This window comes from Mesorhizobium sp. M8A.F.Ca.ET.181.01.1.1 (assembly GCF_004792025.1).
Taxonomy (GTDB): Bacteria; Pseudomonadota; Alphaproteobacteria; order Rhizobiales; family Rhizobiaceae; genus Mesorhizobium.
This window is the reverse complement of sequence record NZ_SRTV01000002.1, coordinates 368508-388207: the sequence shown is the minus strand read 5'-3', so window position 1 is coordinate 388207 and position 19700 is coordinate 368508. Positions and strand designations below refer to the sequence as shown.

Genomic DNA, 19700 nt, shown 5'->3' with positions numbered 1-19700 from the left:
AAAGAGAGCCTGGTAGCGGCTCTCGTTCAAGATGTCGCGACGGGTGTCCAGATAACGGCCTCGATCTTCTGCGCGCCGGTCGCCAGCATCGCCAGGCGGTCGAAGCCGAGCGCGATGCCGCTGGCCTGCGGCATGATGGCAAGGGCAGCCAGGAAATCCTCGTCCAGCGGGTAGCGCTCGCCATAGATGCGCTCCTTCTCGTCCATCTCGATGATAAAGCGCCGGCGCTGCTCGGCCGCGTCGGTCAACTCGCCAAAGCCGTTGGCGAGCTCGACACCGCAGCAATAGAGTTCGAACCGTTCGGCGACGCGTGGATCCCCGGGGCTCGGACGGGCGAGCGCCGCCTCGGCGACCGGATATTCGCACAGGATGGTCGCCCGCCCCTGCCCGAGGAACGGCTCGATCTTTTCCACCATCACGCGGCTGAACAAATCCGCCCAGGTGTCGTCGGGCGCTGTGCGCAGGCCGGCTTGGACCAGCGCGGCATGAAGCGCGTCCCGGTCCGTGCCGCCGTCGACGGCGACCGTGGCCAGCAGATCGATGCCGGCATGGTGGCTGAAGGCGTCCGCCACGGTCAGCCGCTCCGGTTTGGCGAACGGATCGCAATCGCGGCCACGGAAGGAAAAGCGCGTGGCCCCTGCCCGTGTCGCGGCCAGCGCCAGCAGATCGGCGCAGTCGCGCATCAGGCTTTCGTAGGTTTCGCCCACCCGGTACCATTCGAGCATGGTGAATTCGGGATGGTGCAAAGGACCGCGCTCGCGGTTGCGGTAGACCGGACCCAGGCTGAAAATGCGCTGCTCCCCCGCGGCAAGCAGTTTCTTGCAGGCGAATTCCGGCGAGGTGTGGAGATAAAGCGGCGAGCGGACGCCATCCGGCCCTACCGCTTCCGTGGCGAAAGCCGCCAGATGTGCCTCGTTACCGGGCGAGACCTGCAGCGCCGCCGTCTCCACCTCGATGAAGTCGTTACCGGCGAACCAGTCGCGCAAGGCCGCCGTCAGCTTGTTGCGCAGCATAAGGCGCGGGCGGCGATCGGCGTGGACATGCGGCGTCCACCAGGGCGACGCGGCGGTCATGAGCGGATTGAAGGCATGGCGGTGCGCCCCATGTCAGTTCGCCCCCCATGCCAGTTCGCCCCATGCCAGTTCGCCCCATGCCAGTTCGCATTGGGGGGCTGGCGGTTCGCGCCAAGATGCGCTAGGCCCCCATCCAGCGCCGCACAAGCCGGCAAACGCCAGTCAACTCTTGCAGGATTTAAAACCGTGGTGAAAGTCATCGCCAGTTCGCTCCGCAAAGGCAATGTCGTCGACAAGGACGGCAAGCTTTATGTGATCCTCTTTGCCGAAAACATTCACCCAGGCAAGGGCACGCCCGTGACCCAGCTCGACATGCGGCGCATCGGCGACGGGGTGAAGGTGTCGGAGCGCTACCGCACCACCGAGCAGGTGGAGCGTGCCTATGTCGAGGAGCGCGAGCACACCTTCCTCTACGCCGACGGCGAAGGCTATCACTTCATGAACCCGGAAACCTACGACCAGGTGGCGGTGACGGAAGCCGTGGTCGGCGACGCAGCCCCCTATCTGCAGGAAGGCATGCCGGTGCAGGTGTCGCAGTTCAACGGCATCGCGATAGCCCTGGTGCTGCCGCAGCGCGCCACCTTCGAAGTGGTCGACACCGAGCCGACGACCAAGGGCCAGACGGCGTCGTCCTCCTACAAGCCGGCCGTGCTTTCCAACGGCGTGCGCACCACCGTGCCGCCGCACATCGCGCCTGGCACCCGCGTGGTGGTGATGACCGCCGACGGGTCCTATGTGGAGCGGGCGAAGGACTGAGGGTAAGCCCTCGGCACTGCTTCACCGCCGAGGCGGCACAAACAACCCTCACGGTCTTGCAGACGTAGTCGCTGATAGCGATCACGCTTTGGCTGCAACCCTTCTTTTTTTCGCTTTGGCGGCGCGCTGTTCAACTGCGGCCTCCACCTCGCGCTTCAGCCGATCCTTGATTTCAACCGTCTCGTTCATCAGGGCGTCGATCTTCAGGAAATCGAGCACCCGGTATTTGGACACCGCCGGGCGGACCAGTATGTCGGGCTGGCACTGTTTCAGCTTGTTGGCGATGATCGACTGCATCATCAGCTGCGTGGCGCCGAACATCAGGTCGACTGAGGTCGGCTGTTTGCGGTCGGCCTCTTCCGGCGCGCCGACCACGTCGACGCCGATGATGATGTCGGCATCCTTCTCGATCAGGTCGAACGGCACGGGGTTGTAGATGCCGCCGTCGATCAGCAGCCTGCCGTCGCGCGTCACCGGGCGGAAGACGGCGGGAATGGCGGCCGAAGCGGCAAGGGCCGAGTGCAGGTCGCCGTCGTCGAAGACAGCGAGCTTGTGGCCGAAATAGTCCGTCGCCGTCACCTTCAGCGGGATTTTCAATTCGGCGAAGGTTTCGGGAATGGCCTCGGGCAGAAACGCCTTGAGGATGCGTTCGACATTGAACTGGCTGACGCGGATACCATTTTGCATGGCCTCGGCGATCGTGCCCGGCCGCGCCCGCCACATGCGGCTCGCCACCTCGGCGCGGCGGCCAAGGATCGAGCGGGCATAGTCGTGGATATCCTTGCCGGTCATGCCGGCGGCCATGCCGGCGCCCATGATGGCGCCGATCGACGAGCCGGCTATCGCCACCGGCTTGATGCCAAGCTCGTCCAGCGCCTCGATGACATGGATATGCGCCAGGCCGCGCGCGCCGCCGCCGCCGAAAGCTATGCCAAAGGTGGGGCTCATCCCTTGCCTGCTCCCGCCAGTGGAGGCCCGATCACCATGATGGTCGGCTCCGCCGTCAGTAGCTTCTTCGCCGCCGCCTTGACCTGATCCAACGTCACCGCGTTGATGTAACCGCTGCGGCGCTGCATGTAGTCGATGCCGAGATCGTCGAGCTGCAGCTCGACCAGCGTCGCGGCGATGGAACTCGACGAATCCAGATTGTTGATCGCATAGGCGCCGATCATATATTTCTTGGTCGCCGCCAGTTCGGCCTCGGTCGGGCCGTCCTCGGCCAACCGCTTGACGACGTCGCGCACGATGCCGAGCGTCTCGGCGGCGCGGTCGGAACGCGTTCCGGTGGTGACGATCAGCGCGTCGGCGTGGTCCTGGTTTACCAGCGAGGAATTGACGCTGTAGGCCAGCCCGCGCTTTTCGCGCACCTCCTGGAACAGACGCGAGGTGAAGGTGCCGCCGCCAAGGATTTCGTTCATCAGCGCGGTCGGGAAGAAATCCGTCGCGTTGCGCTTCACGCCTGGCCAGGCGAGCTGCAGCGAGGTCTGCGGCAGGTCGTAATTGACCTCGATATGCTGCGCCAGCCTGGGCTCGATATCGACGACAGGGGCGAGCGCCTGGCTCGGAGGCAGGTCGCCGAATACCATGTCGAGCTTCTTCTTCAGCGTCTCGGCGTCGATGGCGCCGACCACGGCGACATGCAGGCCGCCGCGCGCGAATACCGCCTTGTGCAGGGCCTTGAGATCGGACTGCGTGATGGCGGCGATGCTCTGCCTGGTGCCCTGATCGGAGCGCGAATAGGGGTGGTCGCCATAGACGGCGCGCGCCCATCGGTTCTGCGCCACCGTGTCTGGGTCGTTCTCGTTGGCGATGATGCCGGACAGGACCTGGGCGCGGATGCGGTCGATAGGCGCCTGATCGAAGCGCGGCTCGTTGATCGCCAGCCGCAACAGGTCGAAGGCTTCGTCACGCTGTTCGGCCAGCATGCGCATGGAGCCGTAGATGCCATCGCGGGTCTCCTCGAAGCTCATCTCGGCGCCGGCATCGTCGAGCCTGATTTGGAAAGCTTCCGAATCGAGAGTGCCGGCGCCTTCGTCGAACAGACCGGTCATCAGATTGGCCAGCCCTTCCTTGCCCGGCGGATCCTGAGTCGAGCCGCCGCCAAAGACGAGGCGGATGGCGACAACCGGCACGGAATAGTCCTCGACCAGCCAGGCCGTGACGCCCTTCGGCGAGGTGACGGACTGGATCTCCATGGCGCGGGCGGAAAGCGCCGGCAGGACCAGGAAGAGGATGGAGAGGAAGAGGGTCGCGAGGGCGTGCAGGGCCTTCCTTTCTCCCCTTGCGGGAGAAGGAAAAGCGCGGAGATGCTCGTTCATCATCATCAATTCCCCGCCTGTTGCTGCGGCAAGAGATAGCCTGACGTCGAGCGGGCCGGCACAAGATAGCGCGCGGCCACGGCCTTGACCTCGTCGGTTGTGACCTTGCGGATGCGATCCGGCCATTGCTGCACGTCCTGGACATTGCCGCCGGTGGCGAGCGTCGAGCCATAGATGTTGGCCATGGAATCCTGCTTGTCGCGGGCAAAGATCATCGACCTGACATAGCGGTCCTTGGCTTTTTCGAGCTCATCCGATGTGACGCCGTCGCTGGCGATGCGCGCCACCTCCGCATCGACCGCGGCTTCGACGTCGGCCAGCTTGGCGTCGCCGCGCGGCGCGCCATAGACGGTGAAATTGGTGTCGTCGAGCATGGTGCCCTGGAAGTAAGCGCCGGCGCTGGAAGCGATGCCCTGCTTGACGACAAGCGCCTGGTAAAGCCGGCTGCGGTTGCCGCCGCCAAGAATCTCGGCGAGCAGATCGAGCGCTTCGGCCTCACCCGGCTTGGCGGTGTGATAGGAAGGCACGACCCATTGTGTCGAGAAACTCGGCACGCTGACGCGGGCGTCGGAGAGCGTGACGGTGCGCCTGGTATTCTGCTCCGGTTCGACCGGGCGCACCCGCGGCGGCAGATCCGGCCCGCGGGCCACCTTGCCGTAGGTCTTCTCGGCCAGCGCCTTCACCGTTTCCGGTTCGACGTCGCCGGCCACGATCAGCACGACGTTGTTGGGCCGGTAGTACTTGTTGTAGAAGGCGACGGCGTCGGTGCGGTTCAACTGCTCCATCTCCTGCATCCAGCCGATGACCGGAATTCGATATGGCTGGTTCTGCCACAGTGTGGCATCGACCTCCTCGTCGAGCACGGCCTGCGGATTGTTGTCGATGCGCGAGCGGCGCTCCTCCAGGATCACGTCGCGCTCGGTCTTGATGACGTCGTCGGTGAGGATGAGGTTGCGCATGCGGTCGGCTTCGAAGCTCATCATCAGCTCGAGATCCGACGGGGCCACCGTCTCGTGGAAAGCGGTGTAGTCATAGGAGGTGAAGGCGTTGTTGGAGCCGCCAATGTCGGAGACGGCGCGATCGAACTCGCCGGCCGCGTGATGAGCTGTGGCCTTGAACATCAGATGCTCGAAGAAATGGGCGATGCCGGATTTGCCCGGCGGCTCGTCGGCGCTACCGATCTTGTACCAGACCATATGGGTGACGATCGGCGCGCGGTGATCGGGAATGACGACCACTTCCATGCCGTTGTCGAGCAGGAAATCCGTGACCTTGAACTCGGCCGGCAGAGTCTTGGGCGACGCAGAACTGTCGGCCAGGACAGGCCCGGCGATGAACAAGGCCAGCGAGGTCGCCAGCAGCGCCGGCCGCAGCCATTCAGTCCTGGATGTCATCGATGGCTCCGGTTTTCATGCAGCGACGATAGGCAAGGCGCTGGCGACAAGCAAAGTGAATTGTTGGTCATCTTGCCGGCAAAGGCGGCGGCAAAGAGGCCACTGCTGAAGCGGTCCTGTCAGGCAGCCTCGATGAAGCGGATGACGGTCTCGCCATAGTTGCGCTCATCGAGCACGGAAAAGCCCGGGCCTGGCTCGAAGGGAACCGCCGCCGTCTCCTCGACCACACAGAGCGCGCCGGGGCGCAGCCAGCCGCCATCCTTGGCGGACCGCAGGGCGCGCTCGCCAAGGCCCTTGCCGTAGGGCGGATCGGCAAAGACGAGACCGAACGGCGCCAGCGTGCCCGCCTCGCCAAGGCCGGTTGCATCGCGGCGGAAGATCTTGGTGCGTCCGGTCAGGCCGAAGGCCTCGACATTGTCGCGGATCAGGCCCCGGCCTTCGGCCGATTCCTCGATGAACACGCCATAGGATGCCCCGCGCGACAGGGCTTCCAAACCAAGCGCGCCGGTGCCGGCGAACAGGTCGAGCACGCGCGCGCCCTCCACTTGCCCGGCGAAGCGATGCGCCAGAACGTTGAAGACGGCCTCGCGGGTCCGGTCGGTCGTCGGGCGGATAGCGCTGCTGCGGGGCGTCGCCAGCGGACGCCCGCGAAACTCACCGCCGACGATTCTCATCTTGTGCGGGGACCCTTGGGGCCGCCGCGCGGCCGCTCACCGCCACCGGCGCCTCCTGGACGCTCGCCACGCGGCTTGCCGAACGGCTTCGTACCGCCTGGTTTGTCGGCGGGCTTGCCATATGACGGCTTGAACGAGGCCTTGCGCGCTTTGTTCTCGGCCGCCTTGGCCGCATCGGCCTCCGCCCTGCCCTTGCCGATCGGCCGGGCTCCCGGCGCCATCCAGACATTGGCCTTGCGCTGGCCTGGCGGCTCGATCGGCCGTTGCTCGCGTTCGGATTTCTTGCCGCCGCGAGGCTTGTCACCGAATCCGCCGCGCGGCTTGTCGCCGAAACTTCCACGCGGCTTATCGCCAAAGCCGCCACGCTCCGGTCGCGGACCGCGATCGCCGAAGCTCTTTTCTGCTCTCTCGCCTCTGTCGGGACTCGTCGACAGTTTGCCGAGCGCCTCGTCGCGGCTGCCTTCCCGGCGTTTGCGGTTCTTGATCAGCCCGCCCTCGCCGATCGGCCGTCGCTCGCCGTCTCGCGTAAACTTCGGCCGTTCGGGCTCGGCCTCGCGGACTTCGGTGCGCCGCACGGGCTGGTTGGAAAACGGTTTTGTTATCTCGGCGTCGAAATTGGCGCCGGATTCCTCGACTAGGCGCTCGCCAAGCTGGTCGCGCAGCACTCGGCCCTTGATCTCCAGCACATGACCTTCGGGGAGATCCTCGAGCTGGAACGGGCCGTAGGAGATGCGGATCAGCCGCGTGACGTCGAGGCCGAGCGCGCCGAGGATGTTCTTGACCTCACGGTTCTTGCCCTCGCGCAAGCCGATCGTCAGCCAGGCGTTGGAGCCCTGCTCGCGATCGAGGCTGGCTTCGATGGCGCCGTAGAAGACGCCGTCGACGGCAATGCCTTCGCGCAGGCCGGCAAGCGCGCTTTCCTCGACCTTGCCGTGGACGCGCACGCGATAGCGGCGCAGCCAGCCGGTGACCGGCAGTTCGAGCACGCGCGACAGGCCGCCATCATTGGTCAGCAGCAGCAGGCCTTCAGTGTTGATATCGAGCCGGCCGATGGTCATCAGCCGCGGCAGCTCGGCCGGCAGCACGTCGAAGACGGTCTTGCGGCCTTCGGGGTCGCGGTTGGTGGTGACGACGCCGGCCGGCTTGTGGAACAGGAACAGGCGTGTGCGTTCGATCGGCGGGATTTCCATGCCGTCGAGATGGATGATGTCATTGGGCATGACGTTGAACGCCGGCGAGGCCAGTACCCGGCCATTGACCTTGACACGGCCGGCGGCGATCAGTTCCTCGGCATCGCGGCGCGAGGCGAGCCCGGCGCGTGCCAGCCGCTTGGCGATGCGCTCGCCGGCTTCTTCCGTTGCCTCGGCTGGTCGCGGACGTGGCTTGAAACCACCGCCCGATGCACCCTGGGGCCGATCACCGAAATCACGCTTGGGTCTGTCGCCTCCAAAGTCGCGCTTTGGACGGTCAGCAAAATCCCGCTTCGGACGATCCGCGAAATCACGCTTGGGACGGTCAAAGCGCTTTTCGCCGCCGTCGGCCGAAGCAGAAAACGGACGGTCGCCGCGCGGCGCGTAGGGTTTGCGCGGCCCTTCACGCTTCTCATAAGGCTTGCGCTCGCCTTCGGCGGCCATCGGACGCTCGCCGCGCGGGGCATAGGGCTTGCGCGGCCCCTCGCGCTTTTCATAAGGCTTGCGCTCGCCTTCGGCCGCCATCGGACGGTCGCCGCGAGGCGCGTAGGGCTTGCGCGGGCCTTCGCGCTTCTCGTAAGGCTTGCCTTCTGGGCGCGGTCCCTTGCTGAACGGCCTGTCACCGCCCTTGAAGTCCCGCTTCGGCCGGTCCCCATCGGCGGCCATCGGCCGATCGCCACGCGGAGCATAAGGCTTTTTCGTACCAAAGGACGGCTTCCCGCCCTTGCTGGCGTCGCGGCCACGTGCACCTGCCGATTTCGGGCCACTCCTGCCCGGGCCGCCTTTGCGCGGAGATTTCTTGTCGTTGTCGTCCATGTGGCCTTTGTCCGTTTGCGCTGCTACAGCGTGGCACATCCGTTCGGCGCGCAACGAACGCTGTAGCATTTTTGATTTGGCGCATGATCATTCCCGAAAATCGAGTCCGATTTTCGGGTTGATGCGCTCCATAACAGGATCACCGCCGGGTGGCGAGGATATAATGGGAAGACAAACCGCTTGAAGAGGCCGGATTTCATGGCGCTGGCGCTGCAGGAGGCCGAAGCTGCGGCCTTGCGCGGCGAAGTGCCGGTCGGCGCGGTGATCGCCAATGGCGGCACGGTCATTGCCAGTGCCGGGAACCGCACGCGCGAGCTTGCCGACCCGACGGCGCACGCAGAGATGCTGGTGATCCGTGAAGCCTGCGGCAAACTCTCGAGCGAGCGGCTCACCGGCCACGATCTTTATGTGACACTGGAACCTTGCGCCATGTGCGCCGGAGCCATCTCCTTCGCCAGGCTGCGCCGTCTCTATTTCGGCGCCGCCGACGAAAAGGGCGGCGCCGTGGTCAACGGCGTACGCTTCTTCACTTCTTCGACCTGCCATCACACACCCGATATCTATCCGGGCATGGCCGAAACCGAAGCGGGCCTGCTGCTGAAGGATTTTTTCAGGGGGCGTCGAGACTGAGCCAAGGCCGCGCACGACAAGGCGGCGCGACTGTTCTTACAGCGACGGCAACCAGTCGAACCAGCCGCCCTTCTTGCCCTCGGCCTTTGCCTTGAGGCGGCGCTCCTTCTTGTACTCGTCTTCGCCGAGTTCGTTCTGCGGCGCGGCATCGGAGGCGACACGGTAGGGCAATGGCGGCTCGCTGAGATATTTACGCGTATTGGGGTCGCCCTGCTTGCTTTCGGCAAGGCGGCGCTGGATCTCGGCAGCGCGGCCCTTGTCGGAATCGGCGGGTTTCCACGCCGGCGGGTGGCTAGATCCTGATTCAGCCATCGCCCTTTTCACCGAAGCCGGATCCGTCTGCACGTCGTCGACGATCTCCGCCTGGTAGGCTGGGTCATTCTGGTGCGCGGTGGCGTCGGCGCGCAGGCGCGCGCGGCGCTGCTCGGGCGACTCGGGCCAGCCGGCGTTCGCCGTCTGAATGCTTTCCTGCGGGGCAGGCAGCGCTTCCTTCTGGCCGGGTGCCGGCTTCACCAGAGTGGGACGCGGCTTGTAGTCGATCGGGTCCTTGTGCTTCGGCGCGAAGGACACGGCACCTGTCAGATCGCCGGCCAACTGTTCGGCAGCGGTCTTGTCGGTGCCATAGGTCGGAGAGCCCATGCAGCCGGACAAAGCGAGGCCCGATACGACAAGCGGCGCCAACAGCGCAAGGCGCGCGTTATATCTCTCGGTCATGCCAAAAAGTCCCACTCTAGACAGCCTCTCGATCGCACCGGCTTTGTATCCGGTCCCCATCTTGCAAGCACTTGCGACGGAAATCCGGCGACAATTTGTCTTCCGGAGTTTCGCGTGTTTACCTCAACCACTCGTTAAGGGCAACGCACGGGCGGATCTGCGCCGTTCGGCGTGGCATTTGTGCACTTCTTTGATCTGGTGCCTGTCGTTTGTCCCAAAACCGCTGCGCACTTTTGGGCGACAGGCACGCGCTTGATCTGGTGCCTGTCGTTTGTCCCAAAACCGCTGCGCACTTTTGGGCGACAGGCACGCGCTTGATCTGGTGCCTGTCGTTTATCCCAAAACCGCTACGCACTTTTGGGCGACAGGCACGCGCTTGATCTGGTGCCTGTCGTTTATCCCAAAACCGCACGCACTTTTGGGCGACAGGCACTAGAGCCTTCCCAGCGCCTTCAACTCGTGCAGCACGGCGGCATCACGTGCCGAAACATCCGGGAATTCCGGATCCTGCCCGACATCGGCCGTGTAGCGCCAGGAACGCGCGCATTTGACCAGTCCGCGATCCTCCGCTTTCTCGACCACCACGGCGACGCCCTTGACATCGTCGAGGGCAAAGGCGGTTTGCGGCGCCTGGCCATGGGCAATGACCAGATCGCTGGTGATCGCCATTTCAGCCATGTCGACGTCCGATATCGCCGCCTCGAGCGCCGCGTCGTTGATCGTGACCACCGGTACAGCCTCCAGCGAGGAGCCGATCACCTTCTGGGCACGCGCAATCTCGAGCGCGCCGGTGACGACGCGACGCACCTGCCTGACCTTGCGCCATTTCTCCGCCAGCGCCTCGTTCTTCCAATTCGCAGGGATGTGCGGGAACTGGTCGAGATGTACCGAGACCGCATCGGGATGACGGTCGAGCCAGGCCTCTTCCATGGTAAAGGGCAGCATCGGCGCCAGCCATCTCACCAGGCAGTCGAAGAGATGGCGCACCACCTGGACCGAGGCCTTGCGCTTCACGCTCGACGGGCCATCGCAATAGAGCGCGTCCTTGCGAATATCGAAATAGAAGGCCGACAGCTCGACCACCATGAAATCGAGCAGTGCGCGCGTGATGCGCTTGAACTCGAAGGCGTCGTAGCCCTGGCGCACCACCTCGTCGAGCTCCGCCAACCGGTGCAGCATCAGCCGCTCCAGCTCCGGCATCGTCTCCAGGGGCACGTCCTCACCATCGTCATGGGCGAGCGTGCCCAGCATCCAGCGGATGGTGTTGCGCAGCTTGCGATAGGCATCGATGTTGGTCTGCAGCACGTTCTTGCCGAGCCGCTGGTCTTCCCAATAGTCGGTCGTCACCACCCAGAGCCGCAGGATATCGGCGCCGGACTGCTTGATCACATCCTGCGGCACGACCGTGTTGCCGAGCGATTTCGACATCTTGCGGCCATCCTCGTCCATGGTGAAGCCATGGGTGACGACGGTGTCGTAAGGCGCCCTGCCCCTGGTGCCGCAGCTTTCGAGCAGTGAGGAGTGGAACCAGCCGCGATGCTGGTCGGAGCCTTCGAGATAGACATCCGCCGGCCACTTCAGGTCGGGCCGGTCGTCCAGGGTGAAGACATGGGTCGAGCCCGAATCGAACCAGACGTCAAGAATGTCCATCACCTGCCGCCATTTGGAGGCATCGTGATTGCCGAGGAAGCGCTCCTTGGCGCCGGGCGCGAACCAGGCGTCGGCGCCCTCCGCCTCGAAGGCGTCCATGATGCGCTGGTTGACCGCCTCGTCCTTCAGCACGTTGCCGTCCTCGTCGGCGAAGACGGCGATCGGCACGCCCCAGGCGCGCTGGCGCGACAGCACCCAGTCGGGGCGCTCCTCGATCATGGCGCGGATACGGTTCTGGCCGGCGGCCGGGACAAAGCGCGTCTCGTCGATCGCCTTCAGCGCGCGGCTGCGCAACGTGGTGCCATCACCGAGGTCCTTGTCCATGTAGACGAACCATTGCGGCGTGTTGCGGAAGATGACCGGCTTCTTCGAACGCCATGAATGCGGGTAGCTGTGCTTCAGCCGGCCGCGCGCGAACAGCGCGTTGCGCTTGATCAGCTCGTCGATGACCGCCTGGTTGGCGTTGCCCTTCTTGCCGTTGTCGTCGATGACGCGCGCTGGTCCGCCTTCGCGGTCCGGGCCAAAGCCCGGCGCGTCCTTGGTGAAGAAGCCGGCATCGTCGACGGTGAACGGGATCTCGGTGTCGATGCCGCGTTGGCGCAGCGCCGGCGCGGCATCCATCCAGGCATCAAAGTCCTCGCGGCCATGGCCGGGAGCCGTGTGCACGAAGCCCGTGCCGGCATCATCGGTGACATGCTCGCCGGCGATCATCGCAACCGGGAACTCGTAGCCGCCACCGAGGCCCTTGAAGGGATGCGAAAGCACAAGATTTCCAAGCTGTTCTGCGCTGATGCCGTGAAGGCGCTTCAACGTGACCTTGGCCTTGGCCTGGCTTTCCTCGGCCAGGGCATCGGCAAAGATCAGCTTCTCGCCCGGCTGCGGGCCAAACGCATTCTCGGCCGCCGTCACCTCGTAGAGGCCATAGGCGACGCGCGGCGAATAGCTGACGGCGCGGTTGCCAGGGATGGTCCATGGCGTCGTCGTCCAGATGACGACATGGGCATCCAGCAGGTCAAGCGAGCGCCCGCTCAGGTCCGGATCGAGCTCCGCCGGCTGCCCGTCCACAACACTGGCGAGGACGAGATTGGCCACCGGAAACTTCGCCCAGATCGTGTCGGACTCGTAATCCTGGTACTCGATCTCGGCCTCGGCGAGCGCCGTGCGCTCGACGACGCTCCACATCACCGGCTTCGAACCGCGGTAGAGCTGGCCAGACATGGCGAATTTCAGCAATTCGCCGGCGATGCGCGACTCGGCGTGGAAGGCCATGGTCGTGTAAGGGTTCTTGAAGTCGCCGATGACGCCAAGCCGCTGGAACTCGCCACCCTGCACCGAGATCCAGTGCGCGGCGAATTCACGGCATTCCTTGCGGAATTCGTTGACCGGCACCTCATCCTTGTTCTTGCCCTTGGCGCGGTACTGTTCCTCGATCTTCCATTCGATCGGCAGGCCGTGACAATCCCAGCCGGGCACATAATTGGAGTCATAGCCGCGCATCTGGAACGAGCGGGTGATGACATCCTTGAGGATCTTGTTCAGCGCGTGGCCAATGTGGATGTTGCCGTTGGCGTAGGGCGGGCCGTCATGCAGCACGTATTTCGTGCGCCCGGCCGCGCTCTCGCGCAGCTTGCGGTAGAGGTCCATGTCCTGCCAGCGCTTGACAAGCACGGGCTCCTTCTCGGGCAAGCCGGCGCGCATCGGAAACTCCGTCTGCGGCAGGTAAAGGGTCTTGGAATAGTCGATCGTTGATTGGTTTTGGTCGGTCATTGGTCTGCCATGTGCATGCCGGGCCACGTGGCTTGCGGCTTGGAATTTTACTTTATACGCATGCCGTTTTCCCAAACCGGGCCACTTCTGGGCGACATGCCTTGATGATCTGGAAAAGTGCGAGAGGCCGCGCGCAATAGTCCCGGCTGCTCCAACAGCCTTCAGGCTGCCGGGAACACCGGGCTGGTAATTCGTATCGTCGGCGCGCGAAGGCGCGAAAAGCTCGTCATTGCTGGGCTTTTAGCGGAGAAGAGCGCAGGAATAAAGCGTCTCGTTCGATTCACTTACATCTTGAAGTCGAAGCGATAGGTGGTCGACACGCCGACCATGAACTGGTTGCGGTCGCCGCGCTCCTTGACCAGGCTGGAATCGGCCGCCGGACCTTCGAGGCGCGAATATTCGCCAAACAGGCTGGCGGTCATCGGATCGGTCACCTTCCAGGTCACGGCGCCGCCGAGGCCGACGGATTTCAGGCCGCCGCCGGGATTGTACTGGCTCAGCCCCGAGGCCACGGCTTCCTGCGCGTTGACGCCATAGTAGGCATCGAAATAGTTAGCCGAGGCAAAAGACACGCGTGGGCCGCCCGAAATCCTGACCGTCGGCGTGACGTCGTAGAAAGCATCGGCGGCGATATCAGCGACAAAGCCATTATGGGCACGGATGCCGTGCCGCAATTCGGCACGTGCGCGCATCCAGTCCGTCGGGTAGAATTCGAAGAAGCCGCCGACCTCGCCGCCCCAGCGAACCGGGTCCAGCCCCTTGAGTTCGTCGGCATCGCCATCGTCACGCGAGAACAGGAACTTGCCGGTCAGGCCCGCGCGGACGCCGCCATCGTCGACGAGCGCCAGCGAAATATTGTCGTTGCGGGACGTGAAACGCGCCTGGGGACCGGCCTTGCCCAGCGAAATGATGGGCTGGGCGCTCAGCATGTACTTCTTGCCGCCCTCGAAATTGGGCGCCACCATGCCGGTCGCGCCGACTGTCAGATACCAATCGCCGGACAGCCAGCCGAAAGCGCCATCGCCGGCCTCGGCCGCGCCTGACGTAGCCAGCATGACGGTAGCCAAGGCTGCAGAAATCTTCCCGACCGGACTCATGGCCACTCCACTAACGCGATACGGCGACAGCTTTGACGAGGCTTTGGTAAAATTTGATTTAAGGACGAGACAACCGGCTCGCATTGCCTGCACCATCGCGTCCGCGACCGGCTGGACGCGGGTTGGCGCCGAGGGTAACGTCCTTGCATGCTGGCGGCCCTCAATGGAGGCATGGACATGACCTTGCACGGCGATACTCTGAAGAACGCGATCGGCCAGACGCGCGACAAATGGGGATGGTTCGTCGGCCTGGGCGTGGTGCTGCTGATCCTCGGCGGCATCGCCTTCGGCAATCTGTTCATCGCCACGGTGGCTTCCGTCTATGTCGTTGGATGGCTGATGCTGGTGGCCGGCATCATCGAGATCATGCATGCTTTCGGGGTCAAGACCTGGGGACGCTTCTTCTACTGGCTGCTCAGCGGACTGCTTTATGCGGTCGCCGGATTCTTCGCTTTCGACAATCCGCTGCTGGCCTCGGCGGTGCTGACCTTCCTGCTGGCCGTCGCGCTCGTCGCTTCCGGCGCGCTGCGGGCCTGGGTCGGCTACAGCCACCGCCCGGAGCGCGGCTGGGGCTGGATTGTCGCGGCGGGTCTCATCAGCGTGCTCGCGGGCCTGATCATCGCCATGGGCTGGCCGGTCAACAGCCTGTGGGTGCTCGGACTGTTCCTGGCGATCGACCTGATCTTCCAGGGCTGGACCTTCATCGCCGTCGGTCTTGCATTGAAGAGGTAGGAACTCGCCTTCCCCATTTCGGGGTCATGCTTCAGAACGCCACCGCGGCGTCCAGGCTGGACAGCGGCTTGACGCCGCCAAGCAGCGCGCGTGCCTCGGCTTCATCGCGCTTCATCTGCGCCACCAGCGCATCGAGCCCGTCGAACTTGATCTCGCTGCGCAGGAAGCCGAAGAACGACACTTCGCAAGTCTCGCCATAGAGATCGCCGGAAAAATCGAAGACGAAGGTTTCCAGGAGCGGTGCGCCGTTGTCGTCGACGGTCGGGCGGCGGCCAAAGCTGGCGACGCCGTCGTGCAGCGTGCCGTCGGCGCGCCGGAAGCGGACGGCGTAAATACCTTCCTTGAGCGTGGCTGCCGCCGGAAGCCTCATGTTGGCGGTGGGAAAGCCGAGCGTTCGCCCGAGTTGTTGGCCGCCGACAACCTCGCTTTCCACCGTGAAGCGATAGCCGAGCAGACCGGCGGCCCCGGCCGCCTCGCCCTCGCAAAGCAAGGCACGGATGCGGCTCGACGAAACCACCTCGGCGCCTTCGTCGCGAAAGGCGTCGACGAGTGTGACACCGAAGCCATGGCGCTCGCCGGCAGCCATCAGATAGGCCGGCCCGCCCTGGCGGTCCTTGCCGAAATGGAAATCGAAACCGGTCACGGCATGGGTGATGCCCAGCGTCCTCTCCAGCACATCGGTGACGAAGGCTTCCGCCGACAGCGAGGCGAAATCGCGCGTGAAAGGTTGCTCGACGAGCGCGGCAAAGCCCAGCAGCGACAAGAGCCGCGCCTTCATCGGTGGCGGCGTCAGCACGAAAAGCGGCAAATCAGGCTTGAAAACCGTTCGCGGGTGCGGTTCGAAGGTCAGCACCAGGGCCGGCACGCCACGCCGCTTGGCCTCCGCCAATGCCCGTTCGAGAACGGCCTGGTGGCCACGGTGGACGCCATCGAAATTGCCTATCGCAACGACGCCGCCTCGCAGATCGGCGGGCAGCGGCGCGGTTGTCGCAAGATGCTGGAACGCGACCATTGCCACCTACTGCAGCCTTGCGATGACGGCCACCGGACGATAGCCGTGCCGCTCCAGGAAGAGCCCAAGCCTTGCCGGATCCGGCCGGGATGGATCGCCGTAGTCGCGGGCGTGAATGCCGCCGGAGACATAGAGGACGTCGAAACCATTGTCGGCCGCGCCCTTGACGTCGGTCATCATGCCATCGCCGATCGCCAGTATTTGCGAACGCTCAACCGGCCGGCCGAGGATCTCGGCCACCTCCTTCATCGCGACCTCGTAGATCGGCGCATAGGGTTTTCCGGCGATCAGCGTGCGGCCGCCGAGCTGCGCGTAGTCGCGTGCGAGTGCACCGGCGCACCAGATGATCCGTTCGCCGCGCTCAACCATGATATCGGGATTGGCGCAGATGAATGGCAAGTTCCTGGCGCGCAACCGGCGCAGCAAGTCGGCATAATCCTCGGGTTTTTCAACCTCGTCGTCGAACAGCCCGGTGCACACGACGCCGGCGGCCTCGAATTCCTCGACGAGTTCGACATCGAGGCCATCGTAAAGGGTCAAATCGCGGTCGGCGCCGATGTGGAAGACTTTGCGTGGGCCCTCCGCGATCAGGTCGCGGGTCACGTCGCCCGAGGTCACCACACGGTCATAGGCTGACGGCGGAACGCCGATCACGCTCATCTGTGCCACGACATCAGCACTGCGGCGTGGCGAATTGGTGATCAGAACGACAGGAGTGCCGGTCGCCCTTGCCGCCGCCAGCGCGGCCGCGGCCGCCGGAAAATGCCACTCGCCATTGTGCACCACGCCCCAGACGTCGCAGAGAATTGCCGAATAGGCTTTCGACACGTCTTCGAGCGAGCCGACGATTTCGGGCGAATCCGCCATGCCGTTTCCTTCAGTATGATCGTTGCGGGTGCGGCGGCCGACGGTTCGCCGCAGCCGGTTCGAATTATCCGAACCGGCCCATGCTGTCACCAGCTTTCACCCGCATCGGCACGAATTGCGGCGCAAGCCGCGGCCTTTGATTGGTTAGCGGTTGGTGAAGCGCCAACCAAGCAATAGAGCGGTTTCCCAAACCCGTCCTTCAGCGTTCTGTGGGAAGCTCGCGCCGACCGAGAATTCGTCGGCGGGGGCCGCTTCAAGACATGCATGAAATCTGGCGTCAGTTCCGCCGCGACAGGCGCGGCAACTATGCTCTTATGACGGTTGTGGCGATGGTGCCGCTGATGGGCGGTCTGGCGCTCGCTGTCGACTTCACGGAAATGAACCGCGAAAAGCAGATGTTGATGAACGCGCTCGACGCCGCCAACTTCGCTACGGCCCGCCGGCTGACGGAAGGTGCGACCGACGACCAGTTGAGAGCCTATGCGCTCGACTTCTTCAACGCCAATTTGAACGATATCGATCCCGCCAGCGCCACGCTCAACGTCATCTTGCCAAGCAACACCAGCGGCGGCGGCCTGCTCACCATGACCGCCCAGCTCAACTACAAACCCTATTTCTACCCCGCCTTCGCCCAATTCGTCGGCAAATCGGCGACCGATGCGAACCAGAGGCTCAGCTTCAACGTCAGCTCGCAGGTGCGGCTGAAGAACACGCTGGAAGTTGCCCTGGTGCTCGACAATTCCGGATCGATGACCACGCTCGGCACGGGCTCGGGGCAAAAGCGCATCGATCTTCTCAAGACTGCTTCCAAGCAGCTGGTCGACACGCTGGCCCAGCAGGCGATCATGATCAAGCAGGTCGACAAGCCGGTGCAATTCGGCCTCGTGCCTTTTGCCGCCTCGGTCAATGTCGGCCCCGGGAATGGCAACGCGTCGTGGATGGACACCGAAGGGTTGTCGCCGGTGTCGAACGAGAATTTCGACTGGTCGACGCTGAACGCCGCCAACAAGTACGCCCAGCAAACCAACGGCATCTGGTACAAGCGCGGGACCGGCTGGGGAACCGGGGAAGGCCAGATGCTGACCCGGTTCTCGCTCTACCGCGACATGCAGGTCGTCACCAACCACGAGCGGGTCGTCAACAGCAAACGGGTCGTGTGCGACCAATACAATTCGAACAACACCTGCAAAAGCAGCCACGACGAATATGACTATATCGATTCCTATGGTCCGTTCGCCAGTTGGCAAGGCTGCGTCGAGGCCAGGCCCTACCCCTACAACATCAACGACGCCACGCCGTCCGGTGGTTCGGCCAACACCGGCATCGGCGTCGGCGATCCGGCAACGATGTTCGTGCCCATGTTCGCCCCCGACGAACCGGGCAATCACTGGAAGCTCACCCAGGATCCCGACGAGGCCGCGCCGGCAACCTATGGCGCCGTCAACAGCTGGTGGAACGACGATCCATCGAGCAGCAGCGGCCAATCGCGGCTGCGCAACATGGCCAAGTATTTCCAGCCGCGGCCGATCGATGCGCCGGCGCTGCCCGCCGGGAACGGGCCGAATTACAGCTGCACCACCAACCCGATCACGCCGCTGACCGATGTCAGCGTCGCCGACGGGCTCACCTCGATCAAGGCGGCGATCGACCTGATGCAGCCGAATGGCGGCACCAACGTCCCCGAGGGCATGGCCTGGGGCTGGCGGGTGGTTTCGAGCGGAGAGCCGTTCACGCAAGGGCGCCCAGAAACCGAAAGAGGCAACGACAAGGTGGTGATCGTGCTGACCGACGGCGCCAACACCTATTACACACCTTCCTCGCTGGGCTACTCGGATCCCGCCAATTCGAAATCGACCTATGCGTCCTACGGCTATCTCAACCCCGGTTACAACGGCACTTCGGTCGGCCGCCTGTTCATGGGCACGTCGAGCGCCATCGGTCAGTTGGACTATTCGAACGGCAACTACACCAACGCGCTCAACGAGCAGATGGCCACGCTTTGCAACAACGCCAAGGCAGCCAACATCATGGTGATGACGGTGGCGCTCGACCTGTCGACGACGAAGGCCAGCGACAAGCTGGCGATCGATGCGCTGAAATCCTGCTCGTCGAATTCGCGCTTCCGCAAGGATGCGACGGATCCGAGCAAACCGGCGAAGCTGTTTTGGAATGCGACCGGCGCCAGCCTGGCAAACGATTTCAAGGAAATCGGCAACGAACTGTCGAACCTGCGCGTGGTCGGCTAACCAGGATCGTTCCTGGCGCAACGCCTGGCGGCGTCAAGCCCTTGCAGACGCCCGCCGTGACGGGCACAGATTGACCGCCCGCGCGGTCCCTCATCCATCGCGGCACGCTGGGGAACGAACAATGCCCGACACCGCCAACCATCTCGCCTTCGCGCTGGTCTGCCTCGGCATGGTGCTGACGCCAGGCCCCAACATGATCTACCTGATCTCGCGCTCGCTGTCGCAAGGGCCGAAGGCCGGACTGATCTCGCTTGGCGGCGTTGCGGTCGGCTTCCTGTTCTACGTGCTGTCGGCCGCGTTCGGCATCACGGCGCTGCTGATCGCGGTGCCCTATGCCTATGACGTGTTGCGCTTTGCCGGCGTGCTCTATCTCCTGTGGCTGGCCTGGCAGGCGGTGAAACCCGGCGGGCGCTCGCCGTTCCAGGTGCGCGACCTGCCGAAGGACCGGCCGCGCAAGCTGTTCGCCATGGGATTGATGACCAATCTGCTCAATCCCAAGGTGGCCGTTCTCTATCTGTCGCTGCTGCCGCAGTTCATCAGTCCCGGCAAGGGCCATGTCCTGTCGCAGCTCCTGGTGCTGGGCGCGACGCAGATATCGATCAGCCTCAGCGTCAATGCCATCATCGCGCTGACCGCCGGCTCGATCGCCACCTTCCTCGCCGGACGGCCGCTATGGCTGGTGATCCAGCGCTGGATGATGGGAACCGTGCTGACGGCGTTGGCGCTGAAGATGGCGACCGACGCGCAGCGTTGAGGCCGCCTGG

The 19700-nt window shown here is 64.2% G+C and carries 16 protein-coding genes; 5 read left to right on the top strand and 11 right to left on the bottom strand.

The features are described from left to right. Nucleotides 1-26 precede the first annotated feature (26 nt). Nucleotides 27-1073, bottom strand: a complete 1047-nt coding sequence (gene epmA, locus EN824_RS10230) for an EF-P lysine aminoacylase EpmA (protein ID WP_127276733.1) — start codon at nt 1071-1073, stop codon at nt 27-29. 186 nt (nt 1074-1259) lie between these two features. On the opposite strand from epmA, the gene efp reads away from it, so the two are divergent. Continuing rightward, nucleotides 1260-1829, top strand: a complete 570-nt coding sequence (gene efp / locus EN824_RS10225; protein ID WP_127276735.1) for an elongation factor P — start codon at nt 1260-1262, stop codon at nt 1827-1829. Between the two features lie 81 nt (nt 1830-1910). Here efp and EN824_RS10220 read toward each other — a convergent pair whose 3' ends face one another. The 5 genes from EN824_RS10220 to EN824_RS10200 all read right to left on the bottom strand — a co-directional run bounded on the left by EN824_RS10220 (nt 1911) and on the right by EN824_RS10200 (nt 8221). After that, nucleotides 1911-2777 carry a patatin-like phospholipase family protein gene (locus EN824_RS10220; protein WP_127276737.1) on the bottom strand — a complete coding sequence of 289 codons (867 nt, stop codon included), beginning with the start codon at nt 2775-2777 and terminating at the stop codon, nt 1911-1913. Then, complete coding sequence (locus tag EN824_RS10215; protein ID WP_127276739.1) at nt 2774-4150, bottom strand: pitrilysin family protein; 1377 nt, start codon at nt 4148-4150, stop codon at nt 2774-2776. Before EN824_RS10215 ends, EN824_RS10220 begins: the two co-directional genes overlap by 4 nt. 2 nt (nt 4151-4152) lie before the next feature. Then, on the bottom strand, nt 4153-5541 hold the full coding sequence (locus EN824_RS10210; RefSeq protein ID WP_127276741.1) for a pitrilysin family protein: 1389 nt from the start codon (nt 5539-5541) through the stop codon (nt 4153-4155). Nucleotides 5542-5660: 119 nt separating this feature from the next. Next, a complete protein-coding gene (gene rsmD / locus EN824_RS10205) occupies nt 5661-6215 on the bottom strand; it encodes a 16S rRNA (guanine(966)-N(2))-methyltransferase RsmD (RefSeq protein ID WP_127276744.1) in 555 nt (184 codons plus the stop codon). After that, nucleotides 6212-8221 (bottom strand): pseudouridine synthase, encoded by a 2010-nt coding sequence (locus EN824_RS10200; RefSeq protein WP_127276746.1) that lies wholly within the window; start codon nt 8219-8221, stop codon nt 6212-6214. Before EN824_RS10200 ends, rsmD begins: the two co-directional genes overlap by 4 nt. 180 nt (nt 8222-8401) lie before the next feature. On the opposite strand from EN824_RS10200, the gene EN824_RS10195 reads away from it, so the two are divergent. Beyond that, the gene (locus tag EN824_RS10195; RefSeq protein ID WP_127276748.1) at nt 8402-8851 is read left to right on the top strand and encodes a nucleoside deaminase; all 450 of its coding nucleotides are present in this window, start codon (nt 8402-8404) and stop codon (nt 8849-8851) included. A 36-nt stretch (nt 8852-8887) separates the two neighbouring features. On the opposite strand, the gene EN824_RS10190 is transcribed toward EN824_RS10195, so the two are convergent. The 3 genes from EN824_RS10190 to EN824_RS10180 all read right to left on the bottom strand — a co-directional run bounded on the left by EN824_RS10190 (nt 8888) and on the right by EN824_RS10180 (nt 14079). After that, on the bottom strand, nt 8888-9565 hold the full coding sequence (locus EN824_RS10190) for a hypothetical protein (protein ID WP_127276750.1): 678 nt from the start codon (nt 9563-9565) through the stop codon (nt 8888-8890). Between the two features lie 432 nt (nt 9566-9997). Beyond that, nucleotides 9998-12982 carry an isoleucine--tRNA ligase gene (gene ileS, locus EN824_RS10185; RefSeq protein ID WP_135932198.1) on the bottom strand — a complete coding sequence of 995 codons (2985 nt, stop codon included), beginning with the start codon at nt 12980-12982 and terminating at the stop codon, nt 9998-10000. Nucleotides 12983-13266: 284 nt separating this feature from the next. After that, nucleotides 13267-14079, bottom strand: a complete 813-nt coding sequence (locus EN824_RS10180) for a MipA/OmpV family protein (protein ID WP_127276754.1) — start codon at nt 14077-14079, stop codon at nt 13267-13269. A gap of 177 nt (nt 14080-14256) precedes the next feature. Here EN824_RS10180 and EN824_RS10175 point away from each other — a divergent pair, with 177 nt between their 5' ends. Further along, a complete protein-coding gene (locus tag EN824_RS10175) occupies nt 14257-14811 on the top strand; it encodes an HdeD family acid-resistance protein (RefSeq protein ID WP_127869696.1) in 555 nt (184 codons plus the stop codon). 31 nt (nt 14812-14842) lie between these two features. Here EN824_RS10175 and EN824_RS10170 read toward each other — a convergent pair whose 3' ends face one another. Together EN824_RS10170 and EN824_RS10165 are read right to left on the bottom strand one after the other, a co-directional pair. Beyond that, on the bottom strand, nt 14843-15823 hold the full coding sequence (locus tag EN824_RS10170) for a bifunctional riboflavin kinase/FAD synthetase (RefSeq protein WP_135929173.1): 981 nt from the start codon (nt 15821-15823) through the stop codon (nt 14843-14845). Nucleotides 15824-15829: 6 nt separating this feature from the next. Continuing rightward, nucleotides 15830-16690: a TIGR01459 family HAD-type hydrolase gene (locus tag EN824_RS10165; protein WP_127281228.1), complete on the bottom strand. Its 861-nt coding sequence runs from the start codon at nt 16688-16690 to the stop codon at nt 15830-15832. A 260-nt stretch (nt 16691-16950) separates the two neighbouring features. On the opposite strand from EN824_RS10165, the gene EN824_RS10160 reads away from it, so the two are divergent. Beyond that, a complete protein-coding gene (locus EN824_RS10160) occupies nt 16951-18936 on the top strand; it encodes a TadE/TadG family type IV pilus assembly protein (protein ID WP_189522154.1) in 1986 nt (661 codons plus the stop codon). A 121-nt stretch (nt 18937-19057) separates the two neighbouring features. Continuing rightward, on the top strand, nt 19058-19690 hold the full coding sequence (locus EN824_RS10155; protein WP_127278888.1) for a LysE family translocator: 633 nt from the start codon (nt 19058-19060) through the stop codon (nt 19688-19690). The last annotated feature ends 10 nt before the right edge of the window (nt 19691-19700 follow it).